This is a genomic window from Paenibacillus taichungensis (assembly GCF_047302525.1).
Taxonomy (GTDB): domain Bacteria; phylum Bacillota; class Bacilli; order Paenibacillales; family Paenibacillaceae; genus Paenibacillus; species Paenibacillus taichungensis_B.
Genome location: NZ_CP168020.1, coordinates 833,099 through 848,759 on the forward strand (window position 1 = coordinate 833,099; position 15,661 = coordinate 848,759).

Annotated in this window: 12 protein-coding genes; 8 read left to right on the plus strand and 4 right to left on the minus strand. The window is 47.3% G+C overall.

All coding sequences use genetic code 11. From position 1 onward, the window contains the following. Positions 1-235 precede the first annotated feature (235 nt). The gene (locus ACDJ58_RS03770) at positions 236-1,999 is read left to right on the plus strand and encodes an ABC transporter ATP-binding protein (RefSeq protein WP_413379449.1); all 1,764 of its coding nucleotides are present in this window, start codon (positions 236-238) and stop codon (positions 1,997-1,999) included. Then, entirely contained in the window at positions 1,980-3,821 is a 1,842-nt protein-coding gene (locus ACDJ58_RS03775; RefSeq protein WP_413375634.1) for an ABC transporter ATP-binding protein, read from the plus strand. Before ACDJ58_RS03770 ends, ACDJ58_RS03775 begins: the two co-directional genes overlap by 20 nt. A 60-nt stretch (positions 3,822-3,881) precedes the next feature. On the opposite strand, the gene ACDJ58_RS03780 is transcribed toward ACDJ58_RS03775, so the two are convergent. Next, entirely contained in the window at positions 3,882-4,901 is a 1,020-nt protein-coding gene (locus tag ACDJ58_RS03780) for an NADP-dependent oxidoreductase (protein WP_413375636.1), read from the minus strand. Between the two features lie 173 nt (positions 4,902-5,074). Between ACDJ58_RS03780 and ACDJ58_RS03785 the strand changes: the two genes are divergently transcribed. After that, a complete protein-coding gene (locus tag ACDJ58_RS03785; protein WP_413375638.1) occupies positions 5,075-5,638 on the plus strand; it encodes a TetR/AcrR family transcriptional regulator in 564 nt (187 codons plus the stop codon). 124 nt (positions 5,639-5,762) lie between these two features. Here ACDJ58_RS03785 and ACDJ58_RS03790 read toward each other — a convergent pair whose 3' ends face one another. After that, positions 5,763-7,751 (minus strand): DUF4832 domain-containing protein, encoded by a 1,989-nt coding sequence (locus ACDJ58_RS03790; protein ID WP_413375640.1) that lies wholly within the window; start codon positions 7,749-7,751, stop codon positions 5,763-5,765. A 642-nt stretch (positions 7,752-8,393) separates the two neighbouring features. On the opposite strand from ACDJ58_RS03790, the gene ACDJ58_RS03795 reads away from it, so the two are divergent. The 5 genes from ACDJ58_RS03795 to ACDJ58_RS03815 all read left to right on the plus strand — a co-directional run bounded on the left by ACDJ58_RS03795 (position 8,394) and on the right by ACDJ58_RS03815 (position 13,937). Beyond that, positions 8,394-9,494 carry a Gfo/Idh/MocA family protein gene (locus ACDJ58_RS03795; protein WP_413375642.1) on the plus strand — a complete coding sequence of 367 codons (1,101 nt, stop codon included), beginning with the start codon at positions 8,394-8,396 and terminating at the stop codon, positions 9,492-9,494. Between the two features lie 11 nt (positions 9,495-9,505). Continuing rightward, a complete protein-coding gene (locus ACDJ58_RS03800; RefSeq protein ID WP_072735121.1) occupies positions 9,506-10,396 on the plus strand; it encodes a carbohydrate ABC transporter permease in 891 nt (296 codons plus the stop codon). Positions 10,397-10,408: 12 nt separating this feature from the next. After that, the gene (locus tag ACDJ58_RS03805) at positions 10,409-11,242 is read left to right on the plus strand and encodes a carbohydrate ABC transporter permease (RefSeq protein WP_413375645.1); all 834 of its coding nucleotides are present in this window, start codon (positions 10,409-10,411) and stop codon (positions 11,240-11,242) included. Between the two features lie 70 nt (positions 11,243-11,312). Next, complete coding sequence (locus tag ACDJ58_RS03810; RefSeq protein ID WP_079695049.1) at positions 11,313-12,656, plus strand: ABC transporter substrate-binding protein; 1,344 nt, start codon at positions 11,313-11,315, stop codon at positions 12,654-12,656. 252 nt (positions 12,657-12,908) lie between these two features. Further along, positions 12,909-13,937, plus strand: a complete 1,029-nt coding sequence (locus ACDJ58_RS03815) for a LacI family DNA-binding transcriptional regulator (RefSeq protein WP_413375647.1) — start codon at positions 12,909-12,911, stop codon at positions 13,935-13,937. Between the two features lie 59 nt (positions 13,938-13,996). Here ACDJ58_RS03815 and arr read toward each other — a convergent pair whose 3' ends face one another. Together arr and ACDJ58_RS03825 are read right to left on the minus strand one after the other, a co-directional pair. Continuing rightward, on the minus strand, positions 13,997-14,413 hold the full coding sequence (gene arr / locus ACDJ58_RS03820) for an NAD(+)--rifampin ADP-ribosyltransferase (protein ID WP_413375649.1): 417 nt from the start codon (positions 14,411-14,413) through the stop codon (positions 13,997-13,999). 243 nt (positions 14,414-14,656) lie between these two features. Next, the gene (locus tag ACDJ58_RS03825; RefSeq protein WP_413375651.1) at positions 14,657-15,562 is read right to left on the minus strand and encodes an AraC family transcriptional regulator; all 906 of its coding nucleotides are present in this window, start codon (positions 15,560-15,562) and stop codon (positions 14,657-14,659) included. Between the last annotated feature and the right edge of the window lie 99 nt (positions 15,563-15,661).

A 15,661-nucleotide genomic window follows, 5' to 3' on the forward strand; every position in this document is an offset into this window, starting at 1 on the left:
CTGGGCAGTCTGCCCAGGTTTTTTGTTGCAGATGCATGTTCACTCCAAGTCTATTTCAGGTTAATAATAAGAAGGAAAGAAGATATTAGCGATTTGAAGGTTCAAAATGCGATATAATAAGCGTATTGGATACGTGAAATTTTACATAGAGTTATGGAAAGAGACTAACGGAGCTGGCTGCGTGAACATACCAAATCGTCACGAAAATAAAGCGCTCCGGGCCGGAGGAATGGTTATGATCAAGCTGTTGTACTACTTGAAGAAGTATCGAGTCGCCGCCATCGCAGCACTGGTCATGATGCTGATTGAATTGACGGTTGAATTGGCTCAACCCTATTTAATCTCGAAGATCATTGATAACGGTATCCAGCAAGGAGATCTGTCAGTGGTTTGGCTATGGGGTGGGGTGCTTGTGGGCAGTGCCGTCGTGGCGTTTGCCGCGGGTATTGCGAGTTCTTTTTTTGCGTCACATGCGAGTCTCGGCTTCGGTTACGATCTGCGGGAGAAGCTGTATGATAAAGTGCAAGCGTTCTCTTATGCAGTGTTTAACCGTTTTGCAACATCATCCTTGATTACCCGATTGACCGGGGACGTTACACAGGTGCAGGATACGGTGTTTATGAGTCTGCGATTCATGACGCGTGTGCCTCTGGTGGTGATTGGGAGCATGATTATGGCGGTCGTGGTGAACCCTAAGCTGGGTCTGCTGCTCGTTGTGATGGTGCCTGTGCTGCTGGTGTTTGTCATCTGGATGATCAAAAAGGCAGCGCTGCTGTTCCGCAATGTGCAGCGCAGACTGGATGCCGTCAACGGTGTCATCCAGGAAAATCTGACAGGCATTCGGCTGATCCGTGTCTTCGTCCGGATGGGCCACGAGATTGAACGCTTTGCCGGTTATAGCGGCAAGCTGATGAAAGGCACGATTTCCGCGCTACGCTTGACGGAGACAACGATGCCATTCATGCTGCTCATGATGAATGGTTGTATCATCGCCGTGCTATGGTTTGGACGACGTGACATCACTACCGGAAATGCAACCGTGGGTGAAGTCGTCGCAGTTATTAACTATCTGCTCCGCACCATTGGCGCCATGTCTGCACTGTCCTGGATTCTGGTGACCTTCTCCAGAGCGAGTGCTTCGGCACAGCGGCTTAACGAAGTTTTTGACACGGAGGAAGTTTCGGAATCAGCTCAAACATTGAATACAGGTCGTTCTGCACAAACTGGGAAAGGGAATCCTGTTATCCAGGGTGCAGTTGATTTTCAGGGTGTAGGATTCAGCTATCCGGGCAGTGAAATTACCGTGCTGGAGGATATTACATTCTCAGCTAAACGAGGCGAGCGTATCGCCATCATGGGAGCGACAGGCTCGGGTAAATCCTCACTGGTACAGCTCATTCCAAGGCTCTATACCGAAGATCAAGGCGAGGTTCGTATAGATGGTAATGATGCAGAACGGTTGGACATTTCCACATTGCGCGGAGCTATCGGTTATGTGCCGCAGGAAGTGGTCCTCTTTACCGGATCAGTACGCGATAACATTGCCTGGGGCCGGGAGGACGCAACGCTCGAAGAGATTAAGGAAGCAGCGCGGCGTGCCCAGATTCACGAGACCATTGAGAAGCTGCCGAATGGCTACGATACACAGCTGGGACAGCGGGGAGTTAATCTGTCAGGTGGACAGAAGCAGCGGCTCTCGATTGCTCGTGCATTGATTCGTCGTCCAAGCATCTTGATTCTGGATGACAGTACAAGTGCTCTTGATGTAGCCACGGAAGCAAGGCTGCTGGGTGCACTGGAAGAGTTATCGTGTACAACGTTTATTATCACGCAGAAGATCAGTTCAACCACCTCTGCCGATCTGATTCTGTTGTTGGACGACGGGCGTCTGATTGGACAGGGGAAACATGAGGATCTGATGGATTCATCTGAACTGTATCGCCGAATCTATGAATCACAATACGGGGAGGGTACACCACATGTTCAAAGCATTCATTGAACCTTTCCGTCAGCCCCCACCGCCGATTGATCCCGAGACGCTGAAGGCAGGTGGAGGTCGTAAGCCGAAGGCACGGGCGAAGAACTGGTCCGGTACGTTAGGCCGGATCTGGGCGTATCTGGCCCGTCGCAAGGTCAAGCTGACGATGGTGCTGTTGATGGTATTTGCCAGTTCCGCGCTCGCTTTGCTTGGACCTTATATGGTCGGTGTAGCTGTGGATAAATTCATTGATGGAGAAGCAACGAGTTCCAGCTGGACGACATTTTTATCGGGCCTGTTGGCAGTCTATGTTCTCTTCTCCTTGTCGTCATGGCTTCAAAATATATGGATGATCGAAATTGCACAGGAGACCGTGTTCCGCATGCGGTATGATCTGTTCTCCCATCTGCACAAATTACCGATTCCATTCTTTGGCAAGCGTCAGCAGGGTGAGATCATGAGCCGGGTTACCAACGACATTGAGAATGTCAGTGGTACGCTGAACAGCTCGGCCATCCAGATTTTCTCCAGTGTGTTAACACTGATCGGAACGTTTGGCGTGATGCTCTGGTTAAGTCCGCTGCTGACCTTGCTTACATTTATCGTGGTACCGCTGATGGCTATTGGCATGCGCTGGATTACGCGCAGAACCGGGCCGTTGTTCAAACAACGTCAGCGGAATCTTGGCGAACTCAATGGTTACATTGAGGAAACATTGTCCGGGCAGAAGATTATCAAGGCTTTCTCGCAGGAAGAGCGGGTGATTCGTGGGTTTGAGGAACGAAATACGAAGATTCGGTTGTCCGGTTTCTGGGCGCAGACCATCTCCGGTTTTATTCCAAAGCTGATGAATGGCCTGAACAACCTGAGCTTTGCGATTGTTGCAGGCATCGGCGGAATCTTGGCGATTCAAGGTTCCGTTACAGTTGGGGTGATTATCATCTTCGTAGAATATGCCCGTCAGTTTACCCGTCCGCTCAACGATCTGGCCAACCAGTGGAATACGTTGCTGTCTGCGATTGCCGGGGCAGAGCGCGTGTTCGAGGTGCTGGATGAGGATGAGGAAGCGAAGGATGAAGGCGCAGCAGTATCCCTCGAAAAGGTGGAGGGAGCCGTTCGCTTCGACAAGGTATCCTTTGGATACGATGAAGGACGCAATATTTTGCATGAAATTAACTTTGAAGCCAAGCCGGGCGAGATGATTGCTCTGGTAGGTCCGACCGGGGCAGGGAAAACAACATTGATTCAGCTGTTATCCCGCTTCTATGATCCTACAGCCGGTACGCTAACGGTGGATGGACGTGACATCACGACCATTCGGCGTGAGAATTTGCGCTCACATATGGCATTTGTTCTTCAGGATTCATTCCTGTTCCAGGGTACGATCCGGGAAAATATCCGTTTCGGCCGACTGGATGCGACTGACGAAGAGGTGGAAGCTGCTTCAAGGCTGGCGAATGCCCATTCGTTCATCATACGGATGAAAGACGGGTACGACAAAGTGCTTCAGGCCGACGGAAGTGGCATCAGTCAGGGACAGAAGCAGCTGCTTGCGATTGCCCGGGCAATTCTGGCCGATCCGTCCATCCTTGTATTGGACGAGGCGACGAGCAGTATCGATACCGTCACGGAGATTAAGATCCAGGAAGGGCTGCAGCGCCTGATGCAAGGCCGCACCAGCTTTGTTATCGCTCACAGGCTGAACACGATCCGCCAAGCCGATCGCATTCTTGTGCTGAAGGATGGTCAGCTACTGGAGCAGGGTTCGCATGACGCATTGCTGGAACAAGGCGGCTTCTACAGCGAACTGTATTACAGTCAGCTGCGGAACAAGGCACAATAGAATAAAAAAAGAGCAAGTAACTGAACCTTGAAAGTGTTCGAGTACTTGCTCTTTTTGCTGCTACAAGTGGGACATTCCAGTTTCTTGAGCAACTATCGAAGATAGATTATCTGTTATAACATCCCTCTGAATGACTATTTTGCCTCTCATATTCCGGGTGTCGTAATATTTATGAGCTTCGGCTACACCTTGGCGGGTAAAGGGGAATACGTTGTCTACATGTATATCGAGCTTATTCGTCTGAATCCATTGGGTAAACGCTTCCCAGTCGTTGACATTGGGGCTGATCAAGGCAAACTGGGCATCAATTCCACGGATGGGAGGTTGCTTCGCAATCGCCGGATTTACAAGGGAAATGAACGTCCCATTATTCTTTAATATGCTGTAATTTTTCAGTTCTGTTGCTCCAATTCCCGTGACTTTATCGACAACCGGGTCACGAACCATATCCAGCACGACATCAACAGGACTCAAAGACTCAGCGAAGTCGGTTGTTGTATAATCAATCACTTCGTCGGCACCGAGCTGAAGAACAAATGAATGATTATGGGCCCGAGCCGTGGTGATCACATAAGCGCCGTGTTGTTTGGCTAATTGTATGGCGATGTGTCCTACACCACCTGCACCGGCGTGGATCAGAATACGCTGTCCCGGCTGCAGTTTGCCATAGTGAAATAAGGCTTGCCAGGCCGTCATGCCGGACGCAGAGACCGAAGCAGCTTCTGCATCGGAAAGGGACTGCGTTATCACAGCAAGATCGGATTCTTCCACAGCGACATGTTCAGCGTAACCACCTCCTGTACGAGACACCGCAATAACGCGATCCCCGGTTTGTACACGAGTAACCTTTTTTCCTGTGGCCACGACGATTCCAGTTATATCGACTCCAAGAACATAAGGGAATTGGGTGGGCATGAAATGCCTGAATGTTCCGGTCCTAATCAGTTGATCCGCTGAGGATACTGTGGTCGCCTTCATCTCCACGAGCACTTGTGTATCACTAATATGTGGTATATCGCGCTCTTGCTCCGCAAAAACCTCCGAGCCTCCATAGTTTTCTATCACTACTGCTTTCATCATAGTCCTCCATTCGGTATTGCTGGCTGTCAGTTGATTTGTTCCCAGCCGTTCAATATAATGATCGTACTTATAATGGGATTGGACGACAATTGTTAAAACAATGGAATGTGTATAATATTGAACACAATCTACTGTTTTGTTCAATCTCAGATCCGATAATAAAAGGAGTAAGTATGGACAGAAGAATACAAAAATCACGTGAATCGATTATAGAGGCCTTTATTCAACTGCTGTCCGAAAAAAAATTCGAGCAAATCACGATTAATCAAATTGCAGAGCGAGCCAATGTAAGTCGCGGAACGGTTTATTTGCATTTTATGGACAAGTTTGATTTGTTGGATCAGTGTATAAAATCCCATTTGGTGGAACTGATCGAGAGCAGTCTCTTCTGCGGAGTCACTGGCATATTTCCTTCCAAAGAAGCTCTGCTGCACAGTTTTCGGTATCTGAAAGAACATGCCCTATTCTATGGTGCAGTGTTGACTGATCAAAGTGTCCCGGAATTTCGAACTCGCTTGCAAGCTGCTCTGTTGAGAGGACTGGATAAACAAATCGACATGAGTGGCATCAATCAGGGAAGGAACAAGGAGATTATGCTTCAATTCCTTGCTTCCGCGCTGGCTGGCATGATTGAATGGTGGATTACCTCAGCCGAACCGTACTCCGCAGAAGAATTGGTTGATGAATTATGGATTTTGATGGAACGCAATCAAATGACACCCGTGCCTCACGTATAGGGGAGGGTTGCTGGGGCTTACTGATTGTTGTGTTCGGTTTGATAGATAGTTATCATCCAAAAAAAGAAAGAGCAGGAATAAGGGCGCTGTGGCCCTTATTCCTGCTCTTTTCATGTCATGCCGTTTACTTCGTTACACTGCTCAGTTTGAACGAGCCGTCGGTCAATTTATTTGTATTGGCAAAGTCTACGCCAGGTTTATTCGTTTCCGGGTCAATGATCGCAATCGCGATATCATAGGTTCCGGCAGCAAGACCGGAGACCGGAATAGAATCGGTCAGGGTGTAGGTACCTGTTTTCCACGTGGTCAGATTAACGGTTGTTGTTTTCTTGGCGACCACGGTATTGCCGCTGCGCAGTTGAATTTCAACCGGCCAGGCAAACGGGAAGTGCTGTACGCCTTTATTCTCCACTTTAATCGTTGTTGTAAACGTGGTTCCGCTAATGGTGGCTGGATGCGAAATCTCCTTCACTACAAAGTGGTAACCCATTCGTTTCTTGAGTGCATCGATATTGGCCTGTAATGCATGATTTAGAGGAAGCGAGGCAGGGGAATTCGGTCCCAGCCAGCTTGGTTTGCTAAGCTCCGTTTGACGCAATGTTTCCGTAAATCCGCTACCGGTGGTTAATGCCGCAAGCATGCCGGAAGCTCCCCCGTAAAATTCCCCGCCTGAGATACGTGTCTCCCAGAAGTTCGCATGTGCTGGCTGTTGTTGGCCGATGTCATCCCAATAGCCATTCTGGGTGCCAGTGTACCAGCCCCAATCCGCATCGAAGCTGTCTTTATGTCCAAACACATCGTTGAACATGCCCATGACCATGCCTTTGTTATTGGTTTTGGCGAGGGCGATACTGCGCCGGATCAGAACCTGCATTTTGTCCTCTTTGCCGGCAAAGGCATCGATATAATGCTGAACATACTTGTTCGAGATGTCATTGGTAGGGAAAGCACCTGTGTAATTGGTTTCACCATTTGGTCCGACATAAGGCCAAGTATGGAACTCGCCCCAGTGTCCGAGTGAACCGATCTGGACAAAGGCGACCGGACGATCATTAGTGTTGTACCTTGCGGCAATGGCTTCGATGGCTAATTTGTGCCGTTCTTGCAGGTAGGTGGAGTTGTAGTTGGGAGAGAAGCCCATGTTGTTGCCCGTACCCATGCCTCCGGTTGTATCGTTGTATACGGTTCCAGGTGATTCTCCACGGGCAACCATGTCATTGTAGAGCCAATCTGGAATATCCCTGTGAGCCTGTCCTGTCGGGCTGTCCAGAATGAAACGAAACACCACTTTGACGCCTTTACTTTTCCAGTAGGCAAAATTGTTGGCGGCTTCAATCGCACTAAAATCATATGTGCCCTTGGTGGACTCCAGCTCCTTCCAAGTCACGCCGGCATATACGAGCCTGTGTGGCTGTGCATATGTTGTGCTCTTGGCCGAAGGCGCCCAGCCTTTGAATGGATTGTTGAGTGGGCTGTCCAGCTCAACGGGATTCACGACGGTGTTCCCTGTTTCGCCACCCGATCCAGCCGAGGTCAGAAGGTAAGCGGGCAGTGTTTGTCCAGACGCGGGCAATCTCGATGTATCCGAGCTGTTGTCGATATACCCGACTCGCACTGTGCTGCCTGCACTGATTTGCAGTGTGGCGAGAGGAATAGCGACCTCAATGACGGTGGAGCTGCTGTAGAATTGGGAGCTGGTCAACGTGCTGTTGAAGTTCCAGACCCAGTCGGTTCCGCTACCGCCATAGCGGTATAACCCCGTATTTTCAAGCAGCCACTCCACACCTGTAACTCCCCAGCCCGCAGCCTGGTAACCGGTTGAAGTATTGTTATCGGTGTTGATCCAGAAGTTGCCCATCGTTGTACTCAGACCTGAGCCTTGAATAAGCAGATAGAGGTTGGTTCCATCATTGGTCACTTTGAGCGTCTGGGCAGTGCCACTATTGGTGGTGAGAGCACTAACGCTGCTCCAGTCGCTGACATTGCCATCAATGGTGATGGTTGCAGCAGAGGCTTTGGGTAAGGCTCCCGCAGGCAATAGCAGGGTAATTATGAGGACAAAAGCCAAAAACAATCCAAAGCTCCGCTTGCTTTGATCAAATAATCTTGTCATGGTATACCTCCTGAATAATGGATTTTGAATGATAACTCGTTCTGCCCACACCGATTTCTTTATGAGGGGAGCGTTAGGAGAGTTCAACCCCTTTCTGATCCGCATGAAGTGGCGGAATATTAACGTTTTATGTAAGAGTCATGGTAGTAATCGGAAAATAAACAACTAAAAAGATGTAATTTTGGTTTGCGGCAAATATAAAAAGTGTTTTTAGTTCTTGGATTCCGCGTCTAAATTGCATTATAGGGGATGGATACAGGAGATTCAACAGATTTTTTTCCAGGATTTATTGAGTTTTCTATTGAAAACGAGAGTGTTTCATTGGATTTTGAACATAAGTAATCATTAGTTGAATATAATATTTGCCGCAAATAAAAATGAATTCAAATTAAAGTATATGATAATACAACGAAAATGTAAACGCTTAATTTATGATGAATAAAGAGTTATACTGTTTAGTAGTATATAAAATAAGTTGCAAATATGTTGCCGCAAAATAATTAAAAATTTAGCCAAAATTGATTGACAAGCCATTAAAACTATTTTACTATCGTTACATAGTCACAGTTCTGTTAGATTTCTTGACATCAAGTTGGCTTCATGGCATTTGCCGCAAATTTACGAGCAACGGAGAGTGTAAGCATGGGGAAGATAAAAATGGCTTTTATCGGTGTAGGAGACATGGGGTCACATCATTGCATTGGTTTTGATTTGCTCGAGGATAGTGAGGTTCGTTATATCTGTGATATGAATGAGGCTAATGTGGCACGTACGCTGGCTGAACTCAAGAACAGTAATCCCACCATAGTTAGTGATTATCGTGAACTGCTTGCCAAGGAAGATTTGGATGCGGTAGTCATCAGTGTACCGAACTATTTGCATCGCGAAGTGGCAGTCGCTTTTCTGGAAGCTGGCAAGCATGTATTTCTGGAGAAACCGGTCGCCCATACCATTGAGGACTGTGATGCCATTATAGAAGCTGCGAAAGCCTCAGGACGGGTATTGCAGATCGGATTGGTTTATCGGTATTCGAATCTGTATCGCCGAATGGAGAAGGAATTGGAGAACGGACGTCTTGGTGACGTGAAATTGATGTGGTGCAAGGAATTCCGTGATCCGTTCCCGCCTGCGGATTGGTTCTATGACAAAACCAAGTCTGGGGGAGCGATTGTAGAGAAGGATTGTCATCACTTCGATATTTTCAACTGGATGATCCAGGCGAAGCCTGTCCGCGTGTTTGCCTCTGGAGGCCAGCATGTCATGAAGCAAGGAGAGCCTAATCGGATTCAGAATTCATACAGTCACTATCCGACGAAAGAAATTTCGGATACCTCCATCGTCGACCATGCCTTTATCACCATTGATTATGATAACGGCAGCAAGGCCAATCTGGGGTTGTGCATGTATTTGAAACCGCGCAATTTGATGGGAGAAGGACTTGAGATTGGCTTGATCGGAGAGAATGGCGGTCAGATGGTTGCCCGTAATGACAAGACGATTGATATCGTTGGCGGGCAGGACTGGACGAAGGACCATCTGGAGATTGATGTGACGTCGGATTCCATTATGGGTGGACACACGGGGGGACAGACCCAACGCATTGATTTTCTGAAATGTGTACAGGAAGGCAGACAGCCCTTTGCGAGTGCACAGGTTGGTCGTAACGCATTGCTTATTGCCCTGGCGGCAGAGAAATCCATTTTGGAAGAACGGTACGTCTATTTAGAAGAAATTTCAGGCTGAGGGGTGTCATCATGAACAGGTTGAGAAAATATGACACACTGCTGTTTTTTCTCTTCATTTTGCCATGGATTATCGGATTTATCACCTTTTTCCTATTTCCTTTCGGGACTTCGGTCTTCTACGCCTTTACGGATGCGAGACTTCCGGGAGCGACCAACTTCAACTTTGTCGGCATTGATAATTTTACGCACATGATGGACGATCCGATCTTCTTGAAAAGCTTGATGAACACGATGTTTTTCGTGGTATTCGGTGTTCCGATCGTAACTGCGGGTATGCTGGGTCTGGCGATGCTGCTTAATTTTAATGTGAAAGGTATTGCCTTGTTCCGCACTTTCTTCTATTTACCGACCCTGGTGCCCATTGTGGCAACAGTTATTATCTGGCGGCTGGTGTTCAACTCCGAATTCGGCATCCTGAACGCCGGACTTGGCGCGCTGGGTATAGGCAAAGTGGACTGGATTGGCGGGGAGCACACGATCAAGCCAGTCATCATCATGCTTCAAGTCTGGATCTCGGGCAGCGGGGTTCTGATCTTCCTGGCTGCACTGAAAAATGTACCCAGACATTTGTATGAAGCTGCTGCAATTGACGGTGCAAGCGGGATTCGTCGATTTTTCCAAATTACACTGCCGATGATCAGTCCTTCCATCCTGTTTGTCATCATTATTCAGACGATGTATAACTTTCAGATGTTTACGGAAGCACTGCTGCTATCTAAGGGTGGTCCGAACTACTCTGCTTATACGTTTGTCTACAATATTTACAAGTCGGCCTTTACCGATCTGAAATTCAGCATGGCGATGACGCAGTCGATTTTCCTGTTCGCCGTGATCTCGCTTGTCACCCTGATCCTGATGAAAGTATCAAACCGCTTTGTGTATTACGAGGGAGAACGATAGGAGGAGAGTTACATGAACACCCGAAAAATAGCGGTAAAAGCGTCCCAATATACCATGCTGATTGTAGCATTAATGCTGTTCGCAGGGCCTCTTGTATGGATGCTCTCGACCATGCTGAAAACCAAAGCGGAAACCTACAAGGTACCTCCAACCATCCTGCCAGACACATTCAGCCTGGAAGCCTTTGAACGGTTGTTCGCTGTGCAGCCGATGATGTGGCAGTGGATTCAGAACTCATTTATCATTTCCTTTTTTGTTGCGGCGGGAGCGGTGGTGTCCAGTTCACTTGTCGCTTACGGTTTCTCCCGTTTTGCAACCAAGTATCGGAATATTCTGTTCCCGGTCGTGCTTGTTACCTTAATGATTCCTCCATCCATTATGATGATTCCCTCGTACGTCCTTTTTTCCAAGCTGAACTGGATTGATACCTGGTTGCCTCTCATTGTGCCAGCTTGGCTTGGAGGCGCCTATTATATCTTCCTGTTCCGACAGTTTTTCATGACCATTCCCCAGGAGCTGGACGAGGCTACATATCTCGACGGCGGCAACCGCTGGACGGTATATGCACGAGTCATTATGCCGCTGTCCAAACCCATTATTATGACGACCATTATTTTTGCCTTTGTGAACTCCTGGCTCGATTTTCTGGGTCCGTTCCTGTATATCAAAAACCCAGAAATGTTCACGCTGAGTGTGGGCTTGCAGCTGTTGATTGGTCAGACGAGCCAGGATTTGCCGGCACTCGCTGCGGGTGCATTTATCAGTATTGTACCTATCGGTCTGCTGTATCTGTTTGCACAACGTTATATCGTCGAGGGGGTGGTGCTTACGGGCACCAAAGGGTAGAGTGGCTGCCTGCTTTCCAGTTTTCAGGTGAACAGGACTTATTGATATGACTTAAAGGGGAGCTGTGTATATGAGAGCGAAGAGTAAACGGCTATTCAATGTATGGGCACTTGTACTTGCTACAATGGTGGTGATCAGTGGATGTGGAAATGGGGGATCGTCCGAAAACGCCGACTCTTCTGGTTCCGGCGGTAGCCAGAGTGAACCTGTAACGATCACATACTCCCAGTGGGGGACGGCAGAAGAGCTTCATCGTACACAGGAACTGTTGGATCAGTTCATGAAGGCCAATACCGATATTAAGGTCAAACTCGAAGGTAAGGATTGGGGCAGCTACTGGGATGGATTGACAGCGAATGCAGCAGGTGGCACACTTCCGGACGTGTTCAAAACGAGTTATGCATACGTGGAGAAATACGCCGAGCTGGGCATTTTCAAGGAATTGGACGGCTTGCTCGCGGAAAATCAGTTTGATCTGAACAATGTGGACAAAAGTCTGCTGGGTCTTCACCAATATCAAGGTAAACAAGTATCCTTGCCGATCGATGCCAACGTCATCGTATGGTATTACAACAAAGCGATCTTTGAGAATGAAGCCACGAATCCTCATAAAGCTCCCGTTCCATCGCTTGAGCCAACGTGGGATGAAATTACCGACATTGCAACCAAGCTGACGCTGGATAAGAACGGGAAAAGCGCAGACGAAGCGGGCTTTGATGCCGGTAACATTGTGCAGTGGGGCTTGTCCATTTCACCAGGATCAACGATGGATTGGTTCCTGGAGCCGGAGCTGTGGTCCAACGGTGCGAAGCTGGTGAATGACGATGGTTCCCTTGCGCTTGAGACACCTGAAGCGATGGAAGTGCTGAACTATTTTATCGACTTGACCAAAAATAAAAAGATCAACACCACACCTGCACAGATTGAAGGTTTGGGTGGACAGGTGAACCTTGCCATTACTACATCCAAAGTAGCGATGAATCCGGGTGGCAGCTGGAATACAACCAACTACCAGGAGGCTGGTGTGGATTACGGTATCTCTTATTTGCCGAAATTCAAAACCAACCAAACCGTTGTTCAGCCAGCAGGTCTTGCAATCAGCTCCAATACAAAGCATGAAGAGGCGGCTTACAAGCTGCTGGCTTGGCTAGCAGGTCCGGAAGGACAGACAGAACTGGCGAAGCAGGGATACTCGATTCCGGCGAACAAGGCCGCAGCGGATGCCTATATTGCCACTGTAGGTGAAGATAATAAAATCTTCCTGGATGCGCAGCAGTATGGCATTGTATCTCCCTTTACAACCAAGAAAACCGATCTGGTCTGGACGTATGGTGAGCAATCACTCAAGCTTCCACTTGCCGGAGATGGTGATCTGAACGCAGCGCTTAAGGATTTGGCCTCCAAGATGCAATAAGCAGATAAAGAGGTGGCAATGCTTCATACTTTTTCTTAAAAAGAATTAAAATTGCGGCAGTTATGGGGGACAGCAAGCTCCCTGACTGCCGCTTTTATTTTATAAAAGACTGCGCCCGTGCACCATTTCATTGACTTCTGGTCAGTAGAAATATAGAATTATATTTGCCGCAAATTTGTGTTTGCTGAGATGAAATTGCCCCAATACGAATGGGGTTTAAATACATAGTTAGAGGAAAGGTGGGGACTTCACATGGCAAAATTGAAGGATATTGCAGACCGCGTTGGTGTATCGATCTCTACCGTTTCACGTGTGATGAAGAACGATGTCAATCGATCGGTCAGCGATGAAACCCGCAAAAAAATATGGGACACCGCTGAGGAACTGGGCTACCGTTCACAGCGTCCGGCCAAGAAGAAAAAGGTCCAGCCCAAAACGGCATATGCGATCGGCTGTGTGGTTGCCATTCCCCAGAATAAATACAACAGTCCTTATTTTTCAGTCATTATGGAAGGGATTGAGAAGCAGCTTGCTGAAGCAGGCATGCGTCTGGAATTTGTGTACAGCATCGAAAACGATGGGGATATCGTGCAGCTGCAGTCTCTGGTGAAGGAACATCAGATTGATGGCATGATTGTGGTGGAACGGATTGATCCGGAAGCCTATCGCTGGCTTAAGACCAATGTACGGACTGTTGTGGGTGTGGATATTACGGACCCGGACATTCCGGTCGTCGGTTATGATCGTGAAGAGGCTGCCAGGGAGGCAACGAATCATCTGATTGCCCAAGGGCATCGGATCATTGCCTACATAGGCGGAGCAGAATTCAAGAATGATTTTCTGGAGGAAAAACGGTTTCTTGGTTATCGGCGTGCCATGACGGATGCGGGATTACCTATTGATAATGACTGGGTGATCGACGTGAAATGGGATGTTTCGCTGAGTTATGAATTGACCAAGCAGGCATTTACCAACAATGCGAACAGACCTACAGCCATCTTTGCAGCCAGTGATATGATGGCGATTGCCGCCATGCGTGCTGCAACAGAACAGGGACTCCGTATTCCGGAGGATATCGCCTTTTTTGGGGTAGATAATATTGAAATATCCGAATTCACCTCTCCGCCGTTGTCGACCATTCATGTGCCTAAGCTTGAGATGGGTATGTTCGCGGTTAAACAGCTGCTCGATTATCTGGATCATCAGTATGAAGTGGCTGTCAAAATGATCGTTCCGTACCGCTGTATATTCCGCCAGTCTTCCAATGGCAAAATAGAATAGCGATCAACCAAAGAGTTTCTTTGTCCAGTTTTGGACGAAAGGAACTCTTTGGTTATAAATTAATCGTAGATCACATTTTTCCCTTCTTCACTTAATTTTTTTAAAGATGTAAGCATATGATTTATCTCTTCACCGGAGTGTCTCTCCCATGAAGCTAATTCAGCTACTATTTTTAGAGGTGATTTAGATCTATATGAGCGTGTTGGGTTGCCAGGAAATTTTTTATCAGTTAAGTTAGGATCATTTTCAAAATCTCCTAATGGTTCTACAATGTAGATTCTTTCTTTTGCATTAGTTTTTGCTAATTCAGCACCCCACTTGGCAGCATTTAATGTTGCCGTAAAGTAAATATGGTTAGATTTTTTATCTTGGTAATTGGATAAGTATAGCGGTTCTAATAAATTTCCAATTTTCAGTTCTGCTTTAGTACCATGAAAAAAGGGTCCATTATCTAAGACATTTTTTTGGTCATCCATACTGATACACCTCTTTTTTTTAGATTTGTATTTAGCAGTATAGTGTAGGAATTGCAAAAAAAACAGTCTACAAAAAACATATAAATAACGGTACAATATAAGTAGAGAGAATGATATTGAGCGGAAATTACCTATATAGGCTGAATTAAAGGTTATGGTTTGACATGGGAAAATGAACCCTTTGTCTTAACGTTATTTCAAAAAGCATGGAGCAGACTGCACATTGGCAGGCTGCTCCTTTTTTTATAACATTCTGGACAACTTCCGGTATTCCCGGGGCGAAATGCCTTCATATTTGCGGAACATGCGGCTGAAATAATGAATGTCCGGGTAACCGCTTTGTGCACCCACAGCCTCAATGGAATGATCGGTTTCCCGTAATAGTTTGCGTGCCTCGCTTAGGCGCATGGATTGAATGTATTCGTTGGGCGGCATGCCCGCAATCTGTTTGAACAATTTGGCCATGTGATCCACACTCAGGTTCAATTGTTTGGCGATGCTCGAATTGGTCCACGGGTCGGAAGGGGCGGCCTCAATACGTTTCATGAGTTCGTGCAGCTTCTCTCCGTGTACCGAATCATGGCGTGACGAACTTCGCCAGGATGAACGCAGTAGATGGGTCGATATTTGCAACATCAAGGCTTTACATACCAGTTCATATCCCGGTGGGCGCATCGTAAATTCATGTACCAATTGCTCCATAAGCTGAACGGTAGCTGGAGAAGGGGTATACACCGGGTTGATAGATAGTGGTGTCATGCCCTCTACGCAAGCTTCCACTGCGAATTTATGGTGCAGGACAGTTTCTTCGTTAACAACCATATCTGCCTCGGTTAGAATGGTCAATTCGTTGAAGAAATCAAAATGAATGCCAATGAAACGTGCTTCCGGGCTGGAAACCACCTCATTCTGGTGATAGACCCCGGCAGGCAGCAGGATTAGTTGACCCGCTTTCAAATTATGTTGTTTATCGTTCATATGAGTTGCAGCTTCACCTTGAGAGACGTACAGAAGTTCAAAATCATACAAACGCCGCTTTGCCAGCTTGCCGGGAGGAAGGCTCTGGAACTGAGCATAATGCACGTTGGGAGACCATTCCTTGTAAGTGACGGTTCGTTGCAGAGGATATACCGCTTGTTGGAAAGACATAAATCCCCTCTCCTTTTTCAATGAGATTGGCCTAAATAGATCTATTTAAAACTGAACGGAATTGTGCAAATAATCTCTTTATCTCCTAAATAAATGATC

What these genes read in the sequence shown, in the direction of transcription:
- ACDJ58_RS03770 (WP_413379449.1), top strand. Translation starts at nt 236, where the DNA reads ATGATCAAGCTGTTGTACTACTTGAAGAAGTATCGAGTCGCCGCCATC.
- ACDJ58_RS03775 (WP_413375634.1), top strand. Translation starts at nt 1,980, where the DNA reads ATGTTCAAAGCATTCATTGAACCTTTCCGTCAGCCCCCACCGCCGATT.
- ACDJ58_RS03780 (WP_413375636.1), bottom strand. Translation starts at nt 4,901, where the DNA reads ATGATGAAAGCAGTAGTGATAGAAAACTATGGAGGCTCGGAGGTTTTT.
- ACDJ58_RS03785 (WP_413375638.1), top strand. Translation starts at nt 5,075, where the DNA reads ATGGACAGAAGAATACAAAAATCACGTGAATCGATTATAGAGGCCTTT.
- ACDJ58_RS03790 (WP_413375640.1), bottom strand. Translation starts at nt 7,751, where the DNA reads ATGACAAGATTATTTGATCAAAGCAAGCGGAGCTTTGGATTGTTTTTG.
- ACDJ58_RS03795 (WP_413375642.1), top strand. Translation starts at nt 8,394, where the DNA reads ATGGGGAAGATAAAAATGGCTTTTATCGGTGTAGGAGACATGGGGTCA.
- ACDJ58_RS03800 (WP_072735121.1), top strand. Translation starts at nt 9,506, where the DNA reads ATGAACAGGTTGAGAAAATATGACACACTGCTGTTTTTTCTCTTCATT.
- ACDJ58_RS03805 (WP_413375645.1), top strand. Translation starts at nt 10,409, where the DNA reads ATGAACACCCGAAAAATAGCGGTAAAAGCGTCCCAATATACCATGCTG.
- ACDJ58_RS03810 (WP_079695049.1), top strand. Translation starts at nt 11,313, where the DNA reads ATGAGAGCGAAGAGTAAACGGCTATTCAATGTATGGGCACTTGTACTT.
- ACDJ58_RS03815 (WP_413375647.1), top strand. Translation starts at nt 12,909, where the DNA reads ATGGCAAAATTGAAGGATATTGCAGACCGCGTTGGTGTATCGATCTCT.
- arr (WP_413375649.1), bottom strand. Translation starts at nt 14,413, where the DNA reads ATGGATGACCAAAAAAATGTCTTAGATAATGGACCCTTTTTTCATGGT.
- ACDJ58_RS03825 (WP_413375651.1), bottom strand. Translation starts at nt 15,562, where the DNA reads ATGTCTTTCCAACAAGCGGTATATCCTCTGCAACGAACCGTCACTTAC.